Source organism: Pseudomonas sp. CFII64, assembly GCF_000416235.1.
GTDB lineage: Bacteria > Pseudomonadota > Gammaproteobacteria > Pseudomonadales > Pseudomonadaceae > Aquipseudomonas.
In genome coordinates this window covers 11930-31865 of the sequence record NZ_ATLO01000033.1, presented here as the reverse complement: position 1 = coordinate 31865, position 19936 = coordinate 11930, and the positions used below count along the sequence as shown (strand labels likewise).

Genomic DNA, 19936 nt, shown 5'->3' with positions numbered 1-19936 from the left:
TTCAGGGGTTTTGTTTGTCTGCTCGGAAAGTTCGAAACCCCACCGGTAAAGTTCTTTGCCTTGAAAAGCCCGACATGTGATCGACCACCAAAGAATCATCTTCGGAGGTTACACTTCGGGCCATGAACTTAAAGGCAAAGGGAAGCAACCATGTCCGTTACAACCTCTCTCAGCGCCGGCTTCATGGTGGTTCACGGCAACCGCCTGGATGACCTGCGCAGCCTGGTTGTGTCCTGGATGCGGCGCTATCCGCTTGCACCTTTGGAAAACGAAATAGCCTTGGTGCAGAGCAACGGTATCGCGCAGTGGCTCAAGCTGGCTTTGGCTGAAGACACCGATGATGACGATCTGGGCGGCTGCGGTATTGCGGCCGCCGTGGACGTTCAGCTTCCGGGCAGTTTCATGTGGCAGTTGTACCGCCTGGTGCTCGGCAAGGATGAGATTCCCGCCACCTCCCTATTGGATAAAGCCCCGCTCACATGGCGGTTGATGCGGCTGCTGCCGGCATTGATCGACCAGCCACACTTTGAGCCGTTGCGACGCTTCCTCACTGCCGATACCGATTTACGCAAGCGCTACCAACTGTCCGAGCGATTGGCGGACCTCTTTGACCAATACCAGGTGTATCGCGCTGATTGGCTCGAAGATTGGGCTGCGGGTCGACACCAGTTACGCAACGTAAGGGGGGAAGCCAAACCCCTGACCCAAGCCAACTGCTGGCAAGCCGAACTGTGGCGAGCACTTCTGGGTGATGTCGGTGCCGAAGGAATGGCGCAAAGTCGCGCCGGTGTTCACCAGCGCTTTATTGAGCGGATTCGGGGAATGAACGAAGCCCCTGCTGGATTACCGGCCCGGGTGATCGTTTTCGGCATTTCGTCATTGCCTGCGCAGGCGCTCGAAGCCTTGGCTGGCCTGGCTCGATTCAGTCAGGTTCTGCTGTGCGTGCATAATCCATGTCGTCACCATTGGGCAGACATCGTCGCCGATAAGGATCTGTTACGGCACCAATACAAGCGTCAGGCGCGCAAGCCGGGGATGCCGGTGGTGCTCGATCCGCAAGCCTTGCATCAACATGCGCATCCGCTTTTGGCTGCCTGGGGCAAGCAAGGTCGTGACTACATCAATCTGCTCGATAGCCACGACGATCCTGGCAGCTACCGTTCTTCATTCAAAGATGAACGCATCGACCTGTTCACCGACGGCGATCCAAAAAATATCCTCAATCAGCTACAGGACGACATCCTCGAGCTGCGTCCCCTCGATGAGACCCGCGAATTGTGGCCAGCAGTTGATCCACTTACAGACCGCTCGATACGTTTCCATGTCGCCCACAGCGCCCAGCGGGAAGTCGAGATTCTTCATGACCAGTTACTGGCGCGGTTCAGCAAGGACTCAAAGCTCCGCCCTCGCGACATCATCGTCATGGTCCCGGACATCGACAGCTATGCGCCGCACATCCGCGCCGTCTTTGGCCAACTGGAACGTAACGACCCGCGCTTTATCCCATTCACCCTTGCCGACCAAGGCCAGCGTGGCCGCGAGCCGCTGTTGATTGCCGTCGAGCACTTGCTGAAAATCCCCGACAGCCGTTTTCCGGTCAGCGAGATTCTCGACCTGTTGGACGTTCCGGCACTGCGCGCGCGCTTCAAGATCAACGAACGTGACCTGCCGACTTTGCATCGCTGGATCGAAGGTGCGGGCATTCGTTGGGGGCTCAATGCTGAGCAGCGCGCGGGTCTGGGCTTGCCGAATGCGCTGGAGCAGAACAGTTGGCATTTCGGCCTGCGTCGTATGTTGCTGGGCTATGCCGTAGGTGCCGGTGCTGCGTGTGACGGTATCGAGCCTTACGATGAAATTGGCGGCCTGGATGCGGCGTTGATCGGCCCGCTGGTAGCCTTGATTGATGCGTTGCAAGTTGCCCACAGTGAACTGTCCTCGCCGGCAACGCCGCAAGAGTGGGGCGCGCGCCTGCAAGCACTGCTGCAGCTGTTCTTCCTGGCCGACAGCGAACATGACGATTACCTGCTGGCTCAATTGGAGCAACTGCGGGAAACCTGGCTGGAGACCTGTGAATCCGTGGGTTTACAGGATCAGCTGCCATTTACGGTTGTCCGTGAAGCCTGGCTGGCAGGCCTTGATCAGGGCCGTTTGTCCCAGCGCTTTCTCGCCGGCTCGGTTAACTTCTGCACCTTGATGCCCATGCGTGCGATTCCCTTCAAGCTGGTCTGCCTGCTGGGCATGAACGACGGCGATTACCCGCGCGCGCAACCGCCGTTGGACTTCGATTTGATGGGCAGCGATTACCGCCCCGGTGATCGTTCACGGCGCGAAGATGATCGTTATCTGCTGCTTGAAGCGCTGCTTTCAGCACGCGATCAGCTTTACATCAGCTGGGTAGGACGCAGTATTCGCGACAACAGCGAGCGGCCGTCGTCGGTGCTGATCGGTCAGCTGCGCGACCATCTGGCCAGCGGCTGGAAGTTGGCGAACGCCGTCGAACCGATGGACAGCAAAAAGCGCGATCCCGGCCAACAACTGCTGCACAAGCTGACTCTGGAACATCCGCTACAGCCATTCAGCGCGCAGTATTTCCATGAGGGGACCGAGTTCTTCAGCTTTGCCCGGGAATGGCAAGTGCTGCATGAGCCTCGCGCCGAAGCGGCGCAGCTCCCGGCGCTGACGACGCACGAGCAGGACGACCCGCTCACTCTGGCGCAGATCCAGGATTTCCTGAGAAATCCGGTGAAGCACTTCTTCAGCCAGCGCCTGAAAATCTATTTCGAAGTCGCCGAAGCACCCCTCGCTGATGAAGAACCTTTCGTGCTCGATGCGCTTGAGCGTTATGGCCTGAGCGACAGCCTGCTCAATGCAGCGCTGACGCAACCGGGCGATATCGATCGAGCGCTGCAAGCCCAGGCGTTGAAGCTGCAAGGCAGCGGCTTGCTGCCCATGGCGGGTTTCGGCACCAGTTTGCAGGAAGAATTGATCGAACCATTGCCCGATTTGTTGCAGCGCTATGAAGATTTGCTGCGCAAGTGGCCGGAGCCATTGAGCAGCGCCTTGCCCGTGAGCTACAGCCATCAAGGTACGGCGCTGGAAGGTTGGTTGGGCGGCCTGCATCGCAACGCAAAAGGCGAGTACTTGCTCGTCACGGCGATTCCCAACGCCATCGGCGGCAAGAAAAGCCGCAAATGGCATCGCTTGATTCGCCCGTGGGTGCTGCATCTGGTCGCTTGCGCCTGTGACTTGCCGTTGAGTACGGCGCTGGTCGCCAGTGACGAAACCCTGCTTCTGGCGCCGCTGGAAAAAACCCTCGCCATCAAGGCACTGAATGATTTGCTCACAGCCTGGCAAAGCGGCATGCAGCGGCCGCTGCCGGTCGCCGTGAAAACCGCGTTTGCCTGGCTTGCTCAGAATGACGACGTCAAAGCCGAAGCCATGGCCCGTAAAGCCTATGAAGGTGACGGACAGACCACTGACGGTGAGCGCCGCGAAAGCACTGCGCTGGCTCGGCAGTTCCCGGATTTCAATGCGCTGCTCGACAGCGAAGCATTCAGCGGTTGGTGCCACTCGCTGTACAAGCCGATATTCGATGCCCCATGGCAATCTCTGTCCAGCGAGGAGGCCAGCGCATGACTGTCAATCCAGAGCAAACCGCATCCCTGGCGTTACGCTTTCCCCTGCGCGGCAGCCAGCTGATCGAAGCCAGCGCCGGCACAGGCAAGACCTTCACGATATCGGCGCTGTATGTGCGTCTGGTGCTGGGGCATGGCGGCGAAGACTCGGCTTTTGGTCGTGAGTTATTGCCCCCGCAGATTCTGGTGGTGACTTTCACCGACGCCGCCACCAAAGAGTTGCGCGACCGGATTCGCATCCGCCTGGCCGAAGCCGCACGTTTCTTCCGTGACGAAATCGCCGCGCCCGATGAGTTGATCGCCGAGTTGCGCGATCAATTCAGTGCCGGGCAATGGCAAGCCTGCGCGAGTCGCCTGGATATCGCGGCGCAATGGATGGACGAAGCCGCGGTTTCGACTATTCACAGCTGGTGTCAGCGCATGCTGCGCGAGCACGCCTTCGACAGCGGCAGCCTGTTTACCCAAACCCTGGAAACCGACCACAGCGACTTACTGGGCGAAGTGCTGCGCGATTACTGGCGGCGCTTTTGTTACCCCATGAGCAGCGACGCGCTGAAATGGGTTCGGGCGCATTGGGGCGGTCCGGCGGCGCTGTTGCCTCGGGTGCGCTCGCTGTTTGGCAGCGAACGCAAAGTCCCGGATCAGGAACCCGCCGAGCTGATCGCAGCGTCGTTGCGGAAACGCCGTGATGCACTCCAAGCACTGAAAGCGCCATGGATCGAATGGGCCAACGAACTGCATGTGATCTGCATGGACGGCGTGGCCTGCAAAGTGGTCGACGGTCGCAAGATGCAGGAGCGCTACTTCAAGCCCTGGTTTGAAAAGCTCAACGCGTGGGCAGCTGATGAAGAGCAGGAAGATCTGGATCTGGGCACCGGTTTCACCCGTCTGACCCCGGACGGCATTGCCGAGGCCTGGAAGAGCAATCCGCCTGCGCACCCGGCATTCGAGGCGATGGTCGAGCTGAAAGTCGCCCTCGACACGCTGCCCACACCCGATGCTGCGGTGCTGGAACATGCCGCCCATTGGGTCGGCGTGCGCTTTGAAGAGGAAAAGCGTCGTCGCGCGGAAATGGGCTTCGACGACATGCTGCTGCGCCTTGATGCAGCCTTGCAGAGTTCGGGTGGCGAACGCTTGGCGACGTTGATTCGCGAGCAGTTTCCGGTGGCGCTGATCGACGAATTCCAGGACACCGATCCGGTGCAGTACCGGATTTTCGAAAGCATCTACCGCCTTGAAGAAAACGACCGGGAAACCGGGCTGTTCCTGATCGGCGATCCGAAGCAGGCGATCTACGCTTTTCGGGGCGCCGACATTTACACCTATCTGCGCGCGCGCCAGGCGACGACCGGGCGCTGGCACACGCTGGACACCAACTATCGCTCCAGCCACGCGATGGTCGAGGCGGTCAATCATGTGTTTTTACGTGCCGAACAGCGACCGGAAGGGCGCGGCGCATTTCTGTTCCGTCATGGCGACACCAATCCTGTGCCGTTCCAGGCCGCGCGTTCCCAAGGGCGCAAGGAAACGCTGCAAGTCGATGGCGCAGCTTTGCCCGCGCTGAATGTCTGGCAACTGCCCAGCGACCAGCCGCTGTCCGGCGTGACTTACCGGCAGCAACTGGCAGCCAGCTGCGCCAGTGAAATCGTCGCGCTGCTCAATGGTGGCCAGCAAGGACGCGCCGGTTTCGCCGCGCCGGGCGTCGAGCTGCGTGGCTTGAAGCCTGCCGACATCGCGATTCTGGTCCGCGACGGCAAGGAAGCGCAGGCGGTGCGCGCCGAGCTGTCGGCCCGTGGCGTGCGCAGCGTTTACCTGTCCGACAAGGATTCGGTGTTCGCCGCTCAGGAAGCCCATGATCTGCTGAGTTGGCTCAAGGCCTGCGCCGAGCCGGATTCGGAGCGCACTTTGCGCGCCGCGCTGGCCTGCATCACCTTGAACCTGCCATTGGCCGAGCTGGAACGCCTGAATCAGGACGAGCTGGCCTGGGAAGCTCGGGTCATGCAGTTTCGCGGTTATCACTTGATCTGGCGCACTCAGGGCGTACTGCCGATGTTGCGCCGCTTGCTGCATGACTTTCATTTGCCGCAGACATTGATTGCGCGGCATGACGGTGAACGGGTGTTGACCAACCTGCTGCACTTGTCCGAATTGCTGCAACAGGCCGCTGCCGAACTGGACGGCGAGCAAGCGCTGATTCGTCATCTGGGCGAACATCTGGCGCTGTCCGGTCAGGCGGGTGAAGAACAGATCCTGCGCCTGGAAAGCGATGAGCAACTGGTCAAGGTCGTGACCATTCACAAGTCCAAGGGCTTGCAGTATCCGCTGGTCTTTCTGCCCTTCATTTGTTCGTCAAAACCTGTGGATGGCAGCCGTTTGCCGTTGCACTTCCACGATGAACAGGGCAAGGCGCAAATCAGTCTGAAACCGACGGCGGCGTTGATCGAGCAGTCCGATAACGAGCGTCTGGCCGAAGATCTGCGCTTGCTTTACGTGGCCCTGACGCGCGCCGAATCGGCGTGCTGGCTCGGCGTCGCGGATCTGAAACGCGGCAACGCCAACAGCTCGACCCTGCACCGTTCGGCTTTGGGTTATCTGTTGGGCGGTGGCGTCCCGCTCGCCGAGTCCGCAGGCCTGAGCATATGGCTGCGGGATCTGGGCGAAGGTTGCGCCGGGCTGAGCATTGAGAACCTGCCCACGCCCACCGCTGAAACGTTCAGCCCGCCGCGCAACCAGGCGACGTTGCTCAAGCCGCGCATGCCCAAGCGCCGTGCTGCCGAAAACTGGTGGATCGCGTCCTACAGCGCCTTGCGGATTGGCGACACCATTACTACAAGCGGTGACGAATCACCTGACAGCCCGCAAGCGCAGAAACTCTTTGATGACGAACGCCTTGATCCCGAGGCACCTCGGGAAGTTTTGGTCAGCGGTGGCGATATCCATCGCTTTCCACGCGGGCCAAACCCCGGCACCTTCCTGCACGGTTTGCTGGAATGGGCGGGTAACGAAGGGTTTGCCGCTGCGGCGAACAATCCGGCACTGCTGGAAGATGCCATCGCTCGGCGCTGCAATCGACGCGGCTGGGAAGGCTGGATCGGCACGCTTACGGGCTGGCTGCAACACTTGCTGAACATGCCGCTGCCCCTGGCGGGCGACAGTCAGGCGATTTCCCTGGGCGCGATGGATCAGCCCAATCAGTACCGCATCGAGATGGAGTTCTGGTTCGCCTGTCACAAAGTCGATGTCGCGCAAATGGACAGTCTGGTGCGCCGCTACACCCACGGCAATGCGCCCCGGGCGGCAGCGGAAACGGTCTCGCTGAACGGTATGTTCAAGGGCTTCATCGACTTGACCTTCGAACACGAAGGGCGTTTTTACGTTGCCGATTACAAGTCCAATTGGCTCGGCGTCAATGACGAGGCGTATACCCAGGACGCGATGGTCGCCTCGATTCTGGACAACCGTTACGACCTGCAATACGTCCTGTATCTGCTCGCCTTGCATCGCCAACTCAAGGCACGCCTGGCGGATTACGACTACGACCGGCACATGGGCGGCGCGCTGTATCTGTTCCTGCGCGGCAGCCATTCCGCCAGTCAGGGCGCGTACTTCACCCGACCGCCACGGGAGCTGATTGAAAGTCTGGATCTGTTGTTCCAGGGCAAATCACTGACACCGGAATTCGCCCTGACTGGAGATTTCGCATGAGCCGTTCCTTCGCCGAATTACTGCCAACGCCACTGGACGCGCAAAGTCTGGCCGACCTTGCGCCGTTGACTCGGGTCAGCGACCTGCTGCTGTTGCTGGAACGCTGGGTCGAACGCGGCTGGTTGCGGGCGCTGGACAAAGCCTTCGTGGCGTTTCTCAGTGAACTTGATCCCGCGGCCGATTCGCGAGTGCTGCTGGCGGCTGCGTTGACCAGCCATCAGTTGGGCCACGGGCATGTTTGCCTGGACCTGTTTGAAACCCTGAAAGAACCGGACTTCGCGCTGTCGCTGCCTCCCGAAGGTGACGCGCAAGGCGGGCCGATGTTGCTGCCGTCGCAGCTGTTGGTCGCGCTGGACGGCGAAGCCTGGTGTCAGGCATTGCTCGGCAGTACGCTGGTCGCACGCGGCGATGATCAGGGTGAAAGTGCCGCGCGCAGGCCGTTGGTGTTGTCCGATCGGCGTCTGTACCTGCGCCGTTACTGGACTTACGAGCGACGTATCGACACGGCGTTGCGCCAACGACTGGCACAACAGGAAGCGGCGCCTGCGGATCTGGCGCAACGTCTCGACGGCTTGTTCGGACCGGCCAATCCCGCGCCGGATGCGTTGATCGACTGGCAGAAGCTGGCCTGTGCCTTGGCGACGCGTGGCGCGTTCAGCATCATTACTGGCGGCCCCGGCACCGGCAAAACCACCACCGTGGTGCGGCTGTTGGCGTTGCTGCAAGCGCCAGCCGTGCAACGTGGCGAGCCGCTGCGTATCCGTCTCGCCGCGCCAACCGGCAAGGCGGCGGCGCGCTTGACCGAATCCATCAGCCAGCAAGTGCAATCTCTGGATGTCAGCGAAGACGTGCGGCAGAAAATCCCCAGTGAAGTGACCACCGTACACCGGCTGCTGGGCAGTCGCCCAGGCACGCGGCACTTCCGCCACCATTCGGGCAATCCATTGCCGCTGGATGTGTTGGTGGTGGATGAAGCCTCGATGATCGATCTGGAAATGATGGCAAATCTGCTCGACGCCTTGCCGCCCCATGCGCGCATGGTTTTACTCGGCGACAAGGACCAGCTGGCCTCGGTGGAAGCCGGCGCGGTGTTGGGGGATTTGTGTCGCGATGCCGAGGCGGGTTTCTACAGTCCGCAAACCCAGGCGTGGCTGGAAGCAATCAGTGGTGAAAACCTGAACGCAAGCGGCTTGCAGCAAGGCGATGCGCTGCAGCACCCATTGGCCCAGCAAGTGGTGATGTTGCGTCATTCGCGACGCTTCGGGCAGGGCAGCGGCATTGGTCAGCTGTCGCGGCTGGTCAATCAGCAACAGGTCGAAGCGGCGCGTGCCTTGTTGGCGGCCCGCAGCCACGGGGATTTGTTCGCCCTTGCACTCAAGGGTGAGCAGGATCATTCCCTGGAGCGGCTATTGCTCGACGGGCACGGCCAAGGCGACGAAGGTCCGCAAGGCTATCGGCATTATCTGGGCGTGATGACCGGGCAGCGGCCGCCACTGGATGCTGCGCTTGAAGATGAATGCTGGAGCCGCTGGGCGCGGGCGGTGCTGGAAGCGTTCGACGCGTTCCAGTTGCTGTGCGCGGTGCGTAAAGGGCCGTGGGGTGTCGAGGGTCTGAATCGGCGGATCACCAGCGCGCTGTTCAGCGCCGGGCTCATCGAAGGCGACCAGCATTGGTATGAAGGCCGTCCGGTACTGATGACCCGCAATGATTACGGCCTGGGCCTGATGAATGGCGATATCGGCATCGCCTTGCGCTTGCCGGAGCGCGACGGCGTCGAAGCCAGCGAACAGGTATTGCGCGTGGCTTTCCCGCGTAACGACGGCAGCGGCGGGGTGCGCTTCGTCTTGCCGAGCCGGCTCAACGATGTGGAAACCGTGTACGCCATGACGGTCCACAAATCCCAGGGCTCGGAGTTCGCCCACACCGCGCTGATCCTGCCGGAAGCGTTGAACCCGGTGCTGACCAAGGAGCTGGTCTACACCGGCATCACCCGCGCCAAACACTGGTTCAGCCTGATCGAGCCGCGTCAGGGTGTGTTTGAAGAAGCGTTGCGGCGCAAGGTGAAGCGCTTGAGCGGGTTGATGTTGGGGGTTTGAGTTTTTGCGCCAATCGGTAGGACCGGACTTGTCCGGGAAGTGTTGGCCCAGGCCATCGGGGTGGGTCAGCTCGATCTCGGTGGCCGGGCTTGCCAAATCGGGGACGAGTCCCCTCCTACGGATGTCAGCTCACTTATCCAGCCCCATAAACTGCACAACCCGTTCTCCAGCCTGACCATCGCGAATCGCTTGCGGCGCGGCGTCGGCCTGGATGACGCCGTTTTCCATGAAGATCACCCGATCCGAAATGGACATGGCGAAGTCCATTTCATGGGTCACGATCAGCATGGTCATGCCTTCCTTGGCCAGGTCGCTGATCACCTTCAACACGTCACCCACCAGTTCCGGGTCCAGCGCCGAGGTCGGTTCGTCGAACAGCATGATCTTCGGGTCCATCGCCAGGGCGCGGGCGATGGCGACGCGCTGTTGCTGGCCGCCGGATAACTGATGCGGATACTTGTGCGCATGGGCCAGCAGGCCGACTTTATCCAGCAGGGCGTAGGCGCGCTGTTCGCTCACGGTCTTGTCGCGGCCGTGATAACGCGGCGCCAGGGTGACGTTGTCGAGAATGGTGCGGTGCGGGAACAGGTTGAAGTTCTGGAACACCATGCCGATGCGCTGCACGCCCCGGCGGATCTGTGGATTATTGGGTTTGTCTCCGGCCTGAATGAAGCTTTCGCCGAACAGAATGATCTCGCCCTTATCGATGCTTTCCAGGCCATTGACGGTACGAATCAATGAAGTCTTGCCCGAGCCGGACGGGCCGATGATGGAAATCACCTGACCGCAATTCACTTCCAGATCGATACCCTTGAGCACTTCGTGATGGCCGTAGCTTTTATGAATGCCGCGCAGCTGCAAGGCGGGCGTGGCGCCTTTGGCGGTGGCAACCGAAGCTTGCAGGGACGGCGAGGCGACGCGCGTGCGCAGCTGCGTCAGGCTCGAGTCGTCGAGAGTTTGCGGCTTGCGGTTGTTCAGCTCCAGATGGCGCTCTAGCCAGCTGAACAGCCAGCCGAACACCGTCACGATCAGCACGTAATACACCGCCACCGCCGACAGGGTTTCCATGACCAGGAAGTTCTGCGCGTACAGGCGCTGGCCGACCGTCAGCAGCTCGGTCAGGGAAATCACCGAGACCAGCGACGTCAGTTTGACCACGGTGATGTATTCGTTGATCAGCGTCGGCAGGGAAATCCGAAACGCCTGCGGGATCACGATCAACCGCTGCAAGCCGATGAAGCCCACGCCCAGCGCACGCCCGGCTTCCTTCTGGCCTTTGGCCACGGAGATCAGGCCGCCACGATGGATTTCCGCCATGTATGCCGCTTCCGTCACCACCAGGGCGAGCAGGCCGGAGTAGAACGGGTTGGACAGCACTTCACGGGTAAACGGAAACATCTGCGGCAGGTTGTAGACGAATACAACCAACACCAACAGCGGGACGCTGCGGAAGAACCAGATATAAATCGATGCCGGAATGCTCAACAGCCGCGAAGTCGACAGCTTGGCCGACGCCAGCAGAAAGCCGAGCAGCATGCCGATGAACCAGCCCAGGGCGCTGAGCTGGATGACGGTGATGCACGACTCCCAGAAGTCCGAGATCGAAAACAGAGAAAAAAAGTAGGACCATTCGAATTGCATGTACACCTCAAGTTCAGCCGCTCAACAGCCCGTAGCTACCGTGTCTGACGCGCTCCCGGCTGAAGCCGGTCCTACGGAGCATGCATATCCGTAGGACTGGCTTTAGCCGGGAGGACGTCGGGCCAGACACCGCACAATACGAGGTGGCCTCTAATGCTGTGAATCAGTTACCTGGCTCTTCCAGGTTGTACTTTTTCAGCAGGGCCGCGTATTCGCCGGACTTCTTGGTTTCGTCGAAGGCCTTGAGCAGCGCCTGATACAGCGCGTCGTTACCCTTCTTGACGTAGATGCCCAGGGTTTGCTGATAGATCGAATGTTCGGTGCTGACCACCACGCGGCCTTTGGTGCGTTCGGCGATCATGCCGGCTGCGCCGTCGATTTCCACTTGAGCCTGAACGTTGCCCGACAACAACGCCTGGGTGACTTCCGGCGCGGACGGGAATTCGCTGACCGAGATCGCGCCTTTCTTGTTCGGCACGCAGTAATCAGTGGACAGCTTGTTGAATTGCGCGACCCAGGTGGTGCCTTTTTCCAGGCCGACTTTCAGGCCGCAAAGATCTTCCGGGACTTTGGGTTTGAGCGGGCTGTCCTTGAGCACCATGATCGCCGCGCCGGTTTTGGCGTAAGCGATGGTTTGCGCCTGGACCTGACGTTCCGGCGTGATGTACATGCCCGAAATGATTGCGTCGTAGTGACCGGCATTCAGGCTCAGGATCAGGCTGGAGAACTTGGTGTCAACGAAGTCTGCTTTCAGGTCCATGTGTTTGGCGAGCAGGCGTGACAGTTCCGGATCGGAGCCGACCACGTTCTTCTTCTCGTCGTAGGACTCGAACGGCGGATAGGTGATTTCCATACCGACTTTGAATACGCCCGGCGTCACGGTGGTCGCGGCGTGTGCCAGGCCTGCGCCGAGGACGGCGGCGGCAAGCACGGTCAAGCGGACAGCAAGGTTGTTTTTATTGCGCATCGTCGGTGACTCCGAGGTCAGAAGGTAAGGCACGGTTGGGTTGATTCAGGTACTTCAGTCAGGCAATGCGCGTCTTGAAAACCATCAGGACGGTTCCGCTGTCTGGTTCTTCAAGTGGCCGAAACTCGAAGGTTTGCGGGCTTTTTCATACAGCTTGAGTTCGCCGTTCTCCACTTTTTTACGCAGGTACGAGTAGGTCTGCAGGGCCTGGCCGAACATGTGTTCACCGATGGTGATCTCTTCGTAGTCCTTGCCATCCTGAATGAATTGCGGCAACGGTTTGATCTGGGTATGGAAGTCGCAGGCGTAGAACAGCGGGAACGAGTAGCGCTCTTCGCTGACGGTCCTGACCCGGTGGGCCGTTGCAACGAACGTACCAGCGGTCATCACTTCGAGCATGTCGCCAATGTTGACCACGAACGCGTCTTCAACGGGCGGCGCGTCGATCCATTGGCCTTGATCGTTCATCACTTCCAGGCCCGGTTTGTCGGCGAGCAAGATGGTGAAGCACTCGTAATCGGTGTGCGCACCAATACCGGGCGCGTCCTGTGCGGCGCCGTCGAACGGGTAGTGGATCAGGCGCAGTTTCGAAGGCGGGCGCGTGACCAATGCCTCGAAGTAACCCTCCTCAAGACCCAGCGCCAACGCGAAGCCATCGAACAGGCGCCGACCCAAGGCAAATACTGCGGCGTAGTAAGCCTGAACCGCCGGCTTGAAGCCCGGCAGGTCCGGCCACTCATTGGCGCCGATCAGCGGCGTCTTGGCAATCACCAGCGGATCTTCATCGCCCACTTCAAAACCGATATCGAAGGCTTCCTTGTGATCCGGCTTACCCTTGGCGTAAACCTCTTCGCCTTCCGGCACGAAGCCTTTATGGCTGCGGGACGTGCCGATGTAATGCTGCATCTTGTAGTCGAGCGACTGGGCGAACAGATCCTTGGCGGCCTGCCGCAAATCGTCGATCAGCTGTTTGCCGATGCCATGATTCTTGATGTAGAGAAAACCCACTTCCCGAGCCGCCGCGCCGAGTTCATCGGCCACGGCCTGACGCTGGGCAAGGTCGGCGCTGAACAGCCCGGCGATATCCACCAGCGGGATGCTGTTGAAATTGGCGGTTTGAGTGGCGTTTTTATTGTGTTCAGGCATGACGACAACGCTCCTTTAACGACGGGTCGATTGAGTGAAGTGCTGGAAATGTTCGCGCTCGGTCTGGCCCATCCATACGTTCAGCGACCACAGATCGGCTACCGGAACATTGGTGAAGGGCAAGTGATGCAGGTAGCCGTCGGCGCCGAATTCCGGGGTCAGCGTGCTGACTTGATAGCCACGCGCCTGTTGCGAACGCCAGATGGCTTCCCAGTGTTGCTGGTGGAAGGTTAGCTCTTTGGCGTATTCCGGCGCGGCGGGATGCGGAACCTGCGGGCCCTGGTCATAACCGACCCGCGCCTGAATGTGATGCACCCGCTCGACGAAGGCGCCGAGGTCGTCTTCCGGGTCGTTGAGCAGGCGTTCGCAGGTGACGATCCAGTGGCTGATGTCGCTGGTGAACAGCAAGTCGGGCAGTTGGCGAATCAGTTCGAGGGTGATCCATGGATTGAACAGCGAGCGGGAGCGATGGGTTTCAAAGGACACCACCTGGCCGTGCTTGCGCGCCAGATCCAGCGCCTGACCGAAGAAATCCACCTGTTGCGGCAACTGCCAGCGGTCATTGCCGGCCAGCACATTGACGAAGCGCGGCGTCAGTTCGCCGGCCCAGCCGAGCTTTTTGTCCAGGTCGATCAAGTGTTCGGCAACGGTGGCCGACTGTTCCGGCAGCACGTCATAGGCGGTGAATACGGTGCTGATGTAGCCCACGCGGTTGGCGCGCAGGAACGCGGCAAACTCGGCACGCTCGGCGGTGCCCAGCGGCAGGCGGGCTTCCATGCCGTCGAAGCCGACTTTGAGCAGTTCTTCCAGGGCTTGCGTCTTGCTGGCGGTGTAGCCCCAAAGGGTGCGGAAAATTTCCAGTTTCATCGTTCGACCTCAAAGATTACTCAAGCGACTGGCGCAACTCGCCCGCGGTGTTGGTTGACCGGAGCAAAAAAATCATTAGCGGGCAGTAGCAAACGGGAACGTAATCTGCGGGCCGATCTCTTTGGAACGGTCTCAATGCTGGCGATCTTAGGGGCGCATCACGCAAGGGAAGAATAGGAAAGCTCAAATCCATAGTTCAGAGATTTCTAAACTAATCGTGGCCGTTGCCACCGTCCGTAGGACCGGATTCATCCGGGAGGGCGTGCTCCCGGCTAAAGCCGGTCCTACGGGTGGACGTTTATGGCGATAGCAGCATAAACGCCGGAGTTATAGGCATTCCGTCACTTGGTGGCACAAGCGTACTATTCACATCCTGCTTTACGGCTGACGCTGACGTCAGTGCGTTTACTTCTTTTTCGCTCATGGGACGGGATTTACCCCAGGCCGATCATGGGCGCGCTGTTTGTATGCATTCCCGGCCATGTCCCGGGGAGCCAGAGAATTATCCGAATAGAACCGAAATCGCTGTGGACCAGCGTTGCCCCTGGCGACGCATCAGCGCTAAACCGTGATGAATGCCAGAGGCTTTGTGATGCAAAAACTACTGATCAATGGTCAGGAACATGAGCTGGATGTCGCTCCCGACATGCCACTGCTCTGGGTCCTGCGCGATGTCGTGGGTCTGACCGGCACCAAATACGGCTGCGGTATTGCCCAGTGCGGCGTTTGCACGGTTCACCTGGATGGCCAGGCCGTGCGTTCCTGCGTGCTGCCGGTCAGCGCCGTTGCCGGACGTAAAGTCACGACGATTGAAGCGGTCGGCGAATTGCCGGTCGGCCAGCAAGTGCAACAAGCCTGGCTGGCCCACGAAGTCGTGCAGTGCGGTTACTGCCAGCCCGGCCAGATCATGTCTGCCGTGGCACTTCTTCAAGCGCATCCGGATGCCAACGATGAACAGATCACCACGGCCATGGCCGGGAATCTGTGCCGTTGTGCGACCTATACGCGAATTCGCGCCGCCATCAAAAGCGTCAGCCAAGCCTGAAGGAAGTCACCATGTCAGAGGTAAAAGGATCTGCCACGACGGTTTCCCGTCGCGGGCTGCTCAAAGGTGGCGCGCTTTCTTTGGGCGGGTTGGTGATCAGCACCTGGTTGCCGCCAATGGTCAATCGCAGCTTCGCCGCTGAGGCGGTGAGTGCGGCGCGACTGGGTGATAACGCGTCACCGGGTTTTGGTGCATTCGTGCGCGTCGGCCTCGACGGCCATGTCACCGTTATTTCGCCAAAAATCGAAATGGGTCAGGGCGTGCAGACGGGCATCGCCATGATGGTCGCTGAAGAACTGGAAGTGCCGCTCAGCCAGGTCAGCATCGAAGAAGCGCCGCCGAACGGTGCCTTGTACACCGACAATATTTTGCAGTTCCAGGCCACCGGTGGTTCTTCATCCACTCGTTATACCTGGGAGCCGTTGCGCCGTGCGGGCGCCAGCGCTCGGGTGTTGCTGGTCCAGGCCGCAGCGATTCGCTGGAAGGTCGCGCCGAGCCAATGCCGCGCTGAAAACGGTCAGGTGCTCGGACCGAAAGGCCAGACCGCCGTTTATGGCGACTTGGTTCAAGCAGCTTCAGCATTGCCACTGCCCAGCGACGTGCCGCTCAAAGCCATCGCTGATTTCAAACTGCTTGGCACGCCAGCCCAACGCCTGGACACGCCCAACAAGGTCAACGGTTCGGCGCAGTTCACCATCGACCTGAAAATCCCCGACATGCTCATCGCCTCAACGCTGACCTGCCCGGTATTCGGCGGCAAGCTGCGCGGCGTGAAAAACGAAGACGCGGCGCGCAAGGTGCCGGGCGTACGCGATGTGATTCGCCTGGACAACGCCGTTGCGGTGACCGCGACGAATTTCTGGTCGTGTCAGCAAGCGCTTAAAGCGCTGGAAATCGATTGGGACATGGGCCCGCACGCCGCTGTCGATTCCGCGCAGCTGGACAAGGCCTTGCTCGACGCCAGCTCCAAAGATGGCGTATTCGCCAAGCAGACCGGTGATATCGGCACGGCGTTGAAAAACGCGTCGAGTCATTTCGAAGCGGTTTATGAGCAGCCGTTCCTGTCCCACTCGCCGCTGGAACCCATGACCTGCGTCGCCCACGTGCGCCCGGACATGTGTGAACTCTGGGTCGGCTGCCAGGCGCCGACCTTTGCCCAGATGGGCGCGGCGAAAGTCTGCGGCATGCCTGTGGATAAAGTGGTTATCCACAACCAATTGATCGGCGGTGGTTTCGGCCGTCGTCTGGAATCGGACTTCATCTTCCAGGCTGTGGACATCGCCCGGCAGCTCAGCTACCCGATCAAATTGGTCTGGAGCCGCGAAGAGGACATGACCCACGACCGTTATCGCCCGCATTACGTCGACCGCCTGAATGCCGCGCTGGACAAGGATCTGCGTCCGGTCGGCTGGGAACATCGCATTGCTGGCGCTTCGGTCATGGCGGCGTACATCGGCAAGCTGCCGGAAAGCGGCGTCGATGGCGATGCCGTGGAAGTGGCGATTGATCCGGTCTACAAACTGGCCAACCTGCAAGTGCGCTACATCCGTCAGGACCCGGACGTGATTCCGGTTTCCTGGTGGCGCGGCGTGGGTCCGTTGCGCAGTACTTATGCAGTGGAATGTTTCATCGACGAGCTGGCGCACAACGCCAAGGCCGATCCGGTGGACTACCGCTTGAGCCTGATGCAGGACCAGCCACGCGCCCAGGCCGTGCTGAAAAAAGCCGCGGAACTGGCTGACTGGAAAACCCCGTTGCCAGCCGGTCAAGGCCGTGGCGTGGCGGTGAGCGCGGTGTTTGGCAGCTTCGTTGCGACTGTGGTCGAGCTGGAAATGCAGGGCGACAAGGGCGTACGTATCAAGCGGCTGATCACCGTTATCGACTGCGGCTTCGTCAACAACCCGACTTCGGTGGCTTCACAGATGGAAGGCGGCACGCTGTTCGGGCTGTCGGCCGCGCTGTTCAACGAAATCCTCATCGAGAAAGGCCAGGTGGTGCAGAACAACTTCCACGCCTATCGACAGATTCGCATGAGCGACGCGCCATCTGTGCAAGTGCACCTGATGCCGAGCGCCGAAAGCCCGGGCGGGGTCGGCGAAACCGGTGCCGTGCCGGTTGCTGCCGCATTGGTCAACGCGCTGCACGCCGCTTCGAAAGTACGCGAGCGCCGTCTTCCACTGAGCCGCTTCGGCTATTTCACTGTTTAAGGAGCGCTGTCATGAAAGTGTTTAACTATGCGCTCGCCCTGTTGGGTGCAGGCTTCGGGTTGATGGCCCAGGCTGCGCAATCACCAGCGGATCCGGCCCTGATCGGCAAAGGCGAATACCTGACCCGCGCAGCCGACTGCGTGGCCTGCCATGTAACACCGGGCGGCAAGCCGTTCGCTGGCGGCCTGGAATTCAAGCTGCCGTTCGGCACCCTGTATTCGCCGAACATCACCCCGGATAAAGACACCGGGATCGGCAACTGGACCGACGACGAGTTCGTCAGCGCCCTGCAAAAAGGCGTTGGCAAGGACGGCAAGCATTACTACCCCGCGTTCCCGTACACGTCCTACACCATGATGCCCCGCGAAGACATTCTGGCGATCAAGGCGTATCTGTTCAGCCTTGAGCCGATCAGCCAGAAGCCGCCGGAAAATGACCTGTCGTTCCCGTTCAACCAGCGCTGGGGCATGTTCTTCTGGAATGCCGTATTCGCTGACAACGAGCGCTTCGTGCCGGACAGCAAACAGTCGGCGGAATGGAATCGCGGCGCGTACCTGGTGCAAGGGCCGGGACACTGCGGCGAATGTCACACCCCGCGCAATATCTTCCAGGCCATGAGCTCCGGTAAATCCCTGGCCGGTGGCGAACTGGGCAACTGGCGCGCCTACAACATCAGCTCCGATGCCAAACACGGGATCGGCGCCTGGCCGCAGGAAGCGCTGGTCAGTTATTTGTCCCAGGGTTATGCGCCAGGTTACGGTGGTGCGGGTGGTCCAATGGCCGACGCCGTCGAACACAGCCTGCGCTTCCTGACGCCTGCGGATGTGAATGCGATTGCGGTGTACCTCAAATCGACGCCCGCGCGCAGTGAAGGCATTGCACGGCCGACCGTCGCGATCAACGATCAGGCTGACAAAGGCCTGGGCCACAAAGTCTTCACCGACTCGTGCGTTGCCTGTCACCGCCTGGACGGCACCGGCAATCAGTCGCCCATCGCAACCCTGGTGGGGCTGAAAACCGTCAACGATCCAGCGGGCACCAACCTGATGGCGACATTGCTGGAAGGTCACACCCAAGGCACGCGCCGCGTCGACCAACGCATGCCCGACTTCGCCCGCGCCTACAGCGACGTCGAACTCGCCGCCGTCAGCACCTTCGTCCTGCGCCGCTTCGGGCAGAGCAATGGCGAGGTCAAGGCAGCAGACGTCGCGAAAGGGCGGGCAGGTTCGTTGCATTGATAACAACCAGTCCGTAGGACCGGCTTTAGCCGGGAGGGCGAAAGATCTGACAACGCAGCCGCTGCGAATGTACTGGCTTGCTCCCGGCTGAAGCCGGTCCTACAACATCTCATCGATAACAGGCGCGCTTGCGATTCGCGCCTTGCCACCCAGCGCAAATACCGCAATCGCCAATCCCTGAAACACTGCCGCCAACACAAACAGCCAGGTTCCCGATTGCGCTCCGTTGGTCATCGTGAACACCGCGCCGAACACCGCTGGCGCAAAGGCATAACAACCCTGGGCAATTGCCACGATCAAGGCCACCACCCGCTGGCTCTGCTGCCGGGCAAATTCCGCCTGGGCGATCAGCGGTGGCAGCGATGTGGCATTGCCGATACCGGCGCCAAATAACGCGACGCCCAGCCACACCCATACTGAATGACCTTCTGCGCTGATCAGGACGATACCGCCTAGCAACTGCACTGCATAACTCAGGCAGGCGACAGCGCGGCGATTGGCTTTGATCGGCATCAGCCAGCCCACCAGCGTTCGCCCGACGATTGCGCTGGCGGTGGCCGCGCTCATGGCCAGACCGGCCTGCTGCACGCCAAGTGTTGCCGCCAGCAGCAGGAACAAATGCGCGATCAGTCCGATCTGGGCAAACAAACCCAGGGACATTCCAGCGGCCAGGGTCACGAACTGGCGGTTACCCCACAACCTGACGCTGGTTTCTGGCGTCGTCGTGATGGTCGGTGCGGCTGCGTTCATTGCTGACCCGTCCGGGCATTGACCCAAGTGTTCAGGCTGGTAGCGAAATACCCGCAGCGACAGGGCGCCGATCACTACGATAGCCAGCGCCCCGACCATCAGCGCTGCGTTGCTGAATCCCGTCCTGGTAATCAGGAACACCCACAGCGACGAAAACACCACGCCGCCAATGCTGGCGCCGTTGTAAGCCATCGCCAGTGCAGCCGGGCGCTTGACGACAAACCAGGGCGCGATGATCGAATTGACCGCCGCCGCGCCTAAGGTCACCCAGCCAAATCCGCTCAGCACTGCGGCCATGAACAGCTGACAAGGCTGGCTCGCAATCGACCAGCCATACACGCCGATACTCAGCAGCAAAGTGCCCGACACCGTGATGCGTGCCACCCCCAAAAGCTGATACAGCCGTGGCAGGTTCACGACCACCAAAGTGCCCGCCAGGAAATGCACCGTGACCGCCGCTGCACACAACTGCGCACTCCAGCCGGTGCGCTGGATGACGGCGTACATAAAAACCGGTGGCCCGTAGAAACCGATACCCCAGCCGAACATGGCCAATATGAACGTGGCGGCGACGACATTGCGGCCAAAAAAAGTGTTCTGAGCCATCATCAAATTCTTCCCTGTGGATTGCCGCCCAGT

General features: G+C 60.5%; 11 protein-coding genes. 6 read left to right on the top strand and 5 right to left on the bottom strand.

Translation table 11 applies throughout. The features are described 5' to 3' along the window. The first annotated feature begins 150 nt into the window (after positions 1-150). The 3 genes from recC to recD are packed head-to-tail and all read left to right on the top strand — an operon-like array spanning position 151 to position 9436. Positions 151-3636, top strand: coding sequence for an exodeoxyribonuclease V subunit gamma (gene recC, locus CFII64_RS15225; protein WP_020291688.1), 3486 nt, complete (start codon positions 151-153; stop codon positions 3634-3636). After that, positions 3633-7340, top strand: coding sequence for an exodeoxyribonuclease V subunit beta (recB, locus tag CFII64_RS15220; protein WP_020291687.1), 3708 nt, complete (start codon positions 3633-3635; stop codon positions 7338-7340). Before recC ends, recB begins: the two co-directional genes overlap by 4 nt. Next, entirely contained in the window at positions 7337-9436 is a 2100-nt protein-coding gene (gene recD / locus CFII64_RS15215; RefSeq protein WP_020291686.1) for an exodeoxyribonuclease V subunit alpha, read from the top strand. The genes recB and recD overlap by 4 nt, the downstream gene beginning before the upstream one ends. A gap of 129 nt (positions 9437-9565) precedes the next feature. Here recD and CFII64_RS15210 read toward each other — a convergent pair whose 3' ends face one another. The 4 genes from CFII64_RS15210 to CFII64_RS15195 all read right to left on the bottom strand — a co-directional run bounded on the left by CFII64_RS15210 (position 9566) and on the right by CFII64_RS15195 (position 14057). Continuing rightward, the gene (locus tag CFII64_RS15210; protein ID WP_020291685.1) at positions 9566-11077 is read right to left on the bottom strand and encodes an amino acid ABC transporter permease/ATP-binding protein; all 1512 of its coding nucleotides are present in this window, start codon (positions 11075-11077) and stop codon (positions 9566-9568) included. Positions 11078-11240: 163 nt separating this feature from the next. Then, positions 11241-12044 carry an ABC transporter substrate-binding protein gene (locus tag CFII64_RS15205; protein WP_020291684.1) on the bottom strand — a complete coding sequence of 268 codons (804 nt, stop codon included), beginning with the start codon at positions 12042-12044 and terminating at the stop codon, positions 11241-11243. A gap of 84 nt (positions 12045-12128) precedes the next feature. Beyond that, the gene (locus CFII64_RS15200; RefSeq protein WP_020291683.1) at positions 12129-13190 is read right to left on the bottom strand and encodes an isopenicillin N synthase family oxygenase; all 1062 of its coding nucleotides are present in this window, start codon (positions 13188-13190) and stop codon (positions 12129-12131) included. Between the two features lie 15 nt (positions 13191-13205). Next, positions 13206-14057, bottom strand: coding sequence for a sugar phosphate isomerase/epimerase (locus tag CFII64_RS15195; protein ID WP_020291682.1), 852 nt, complete (start codon positions 14055-14057; stop codon positions 13206-13208). Between the two features lie 592 nt (positions 14058-14649). On the opposite strand from CFII64_RS15195, the gene CFII64_RS15190 reads away from it, so the two are divergent. The 3 genes from CFII64_RS15190 to CFII64_RS15180 are packed head-to-tail and all read left to right on the top strand — an operon-like array spanning position 14650 to position 18547. Beyond that, positions 14650-15102, top strand: a complete 453-nt coding sequence (locus tag CFII64_RS15190; protein ID WP_020291681.1) for a (2Fe-2S)-binding protein — start codon at positions 14650-14652, stop codon at positions 15100-15102. 11 nt (positions 15103-15113) lie between these two features. Then, the gene (locus CFII64_RS15185) at positions 15114-17309 is read left to right on the top strand and encodes a molybdopterin cofactor-binding domain-containing protein (RefSeq protein ID WP_020291680.1); all 2196 of its coding nucleotides are present in this window, start codon (positions 15114-15116) and stop codon (positions 17307-17309) included. Positions 17310-17320: 11 nt separating this feature from the next. Beyond that, positions 17321-18547 carry a cytochrome c gene (locus CFII64_RS15180; protein ID WP_020291679.1) on the top strand — a complete coding sequence of 409 codons (1227 nt, stop codon included), beginning with the start codon at positions 17321-17323 and terminating at the stop codon, positions 18545-18547. A 99-nt stretch (positions 18548-18646) separates the two neighbouring features. Here CFII64_RS15180 and CFII64_RS15175 read toward each other — a convergent pair whose 3' ends face one another. Further along, entirely contained in the window at positions 18647-19903 is a 1257-nt protein-coding gene (locus tag CFII64_RS15175; protein ID WP_044901420.1) for an MFS transporter, read from the bottom strand. Positions 19904-19936 lie beyond the last annotated feature (33 nt).

Bases quoted from the DNA above. Each gene is read 5' to 3' on its own strand.
- recC (WP_020291688.1), top strand. From the start codon at position 151: ATGTCCGTTACAACCTCTCTCAGCGCCGGCTTCATGGTGGTTCACGGC.
- recB (WP_020291687.1), top strand. From the start codon at position 3,633: ATGACTGTCAATCCAGAGCAAACCGCATCCCTGGCGTTACGCTTTCCC.
- recD (WP_020291686.1), top strand. From the start codon at position 7,337: ATGAGCCGTTCCTTCGCCGAATTACTGCCAACGCCACTGGACGCGCAA.
- CFII64_RS15210 (WP_020291685.1), bottom strand. From the start codon at position 11,077: ATGCAATTCGAATGGTCCTACTTTTTTTCTCTGTTTTCGATCTCGGAC.
- CFII64_RS15205 (WP_020291684.1), bottom strand. From the start codon at position 12,044: ATGCGCAATAAAAACAACCTTGCTGTCCGCTTGACCGTGCTTGCCGCC.
- CFII64_RS15200 (WP_020291683.1), bottom strand. From the start codon at position 13,190: ATGCCTGAACACAATAAAAACGCCACTCAAACCGCCAATTTCAACAGC.
- CFII64_RS15195 (WP_020291682.1), bottom strand. From the start codon at position 14,057: ATGAAACTGGAAATTTTCCGCACCCTTTGGGGCTACACCGCCAGCAAG.
- CFII64_RS15190 (WP_020291681.1), top strand. From the start codon at position 14,650: ATGCAAAAACTACTGATCAATGGTCAGGAACATGAGCTGGATGTCGCT.
- CFII64_RS15185 (WP_020291680.1), top strand. From the start codon at position 15,114: ATGTCAGAGGTAAAAGGATCTGCCACGACGGTTTCCCGTCGCGGGCTG.
- CFII64_RS15180 (WP_020291679.1), top strand. From the start codon at position 17,321: ATGAAAGTGTTTAACTATGCGCTCGCCCTGTTGGGTGCAGGCTTCGGG.
- CFII64_RS15175 (WP_044901420.1), bottom strand. From the start codon at position 19,903: ATGGCTCAGAACACTTTTTTTGGCCGCAATGTCGTCGCCGCCACGTTC.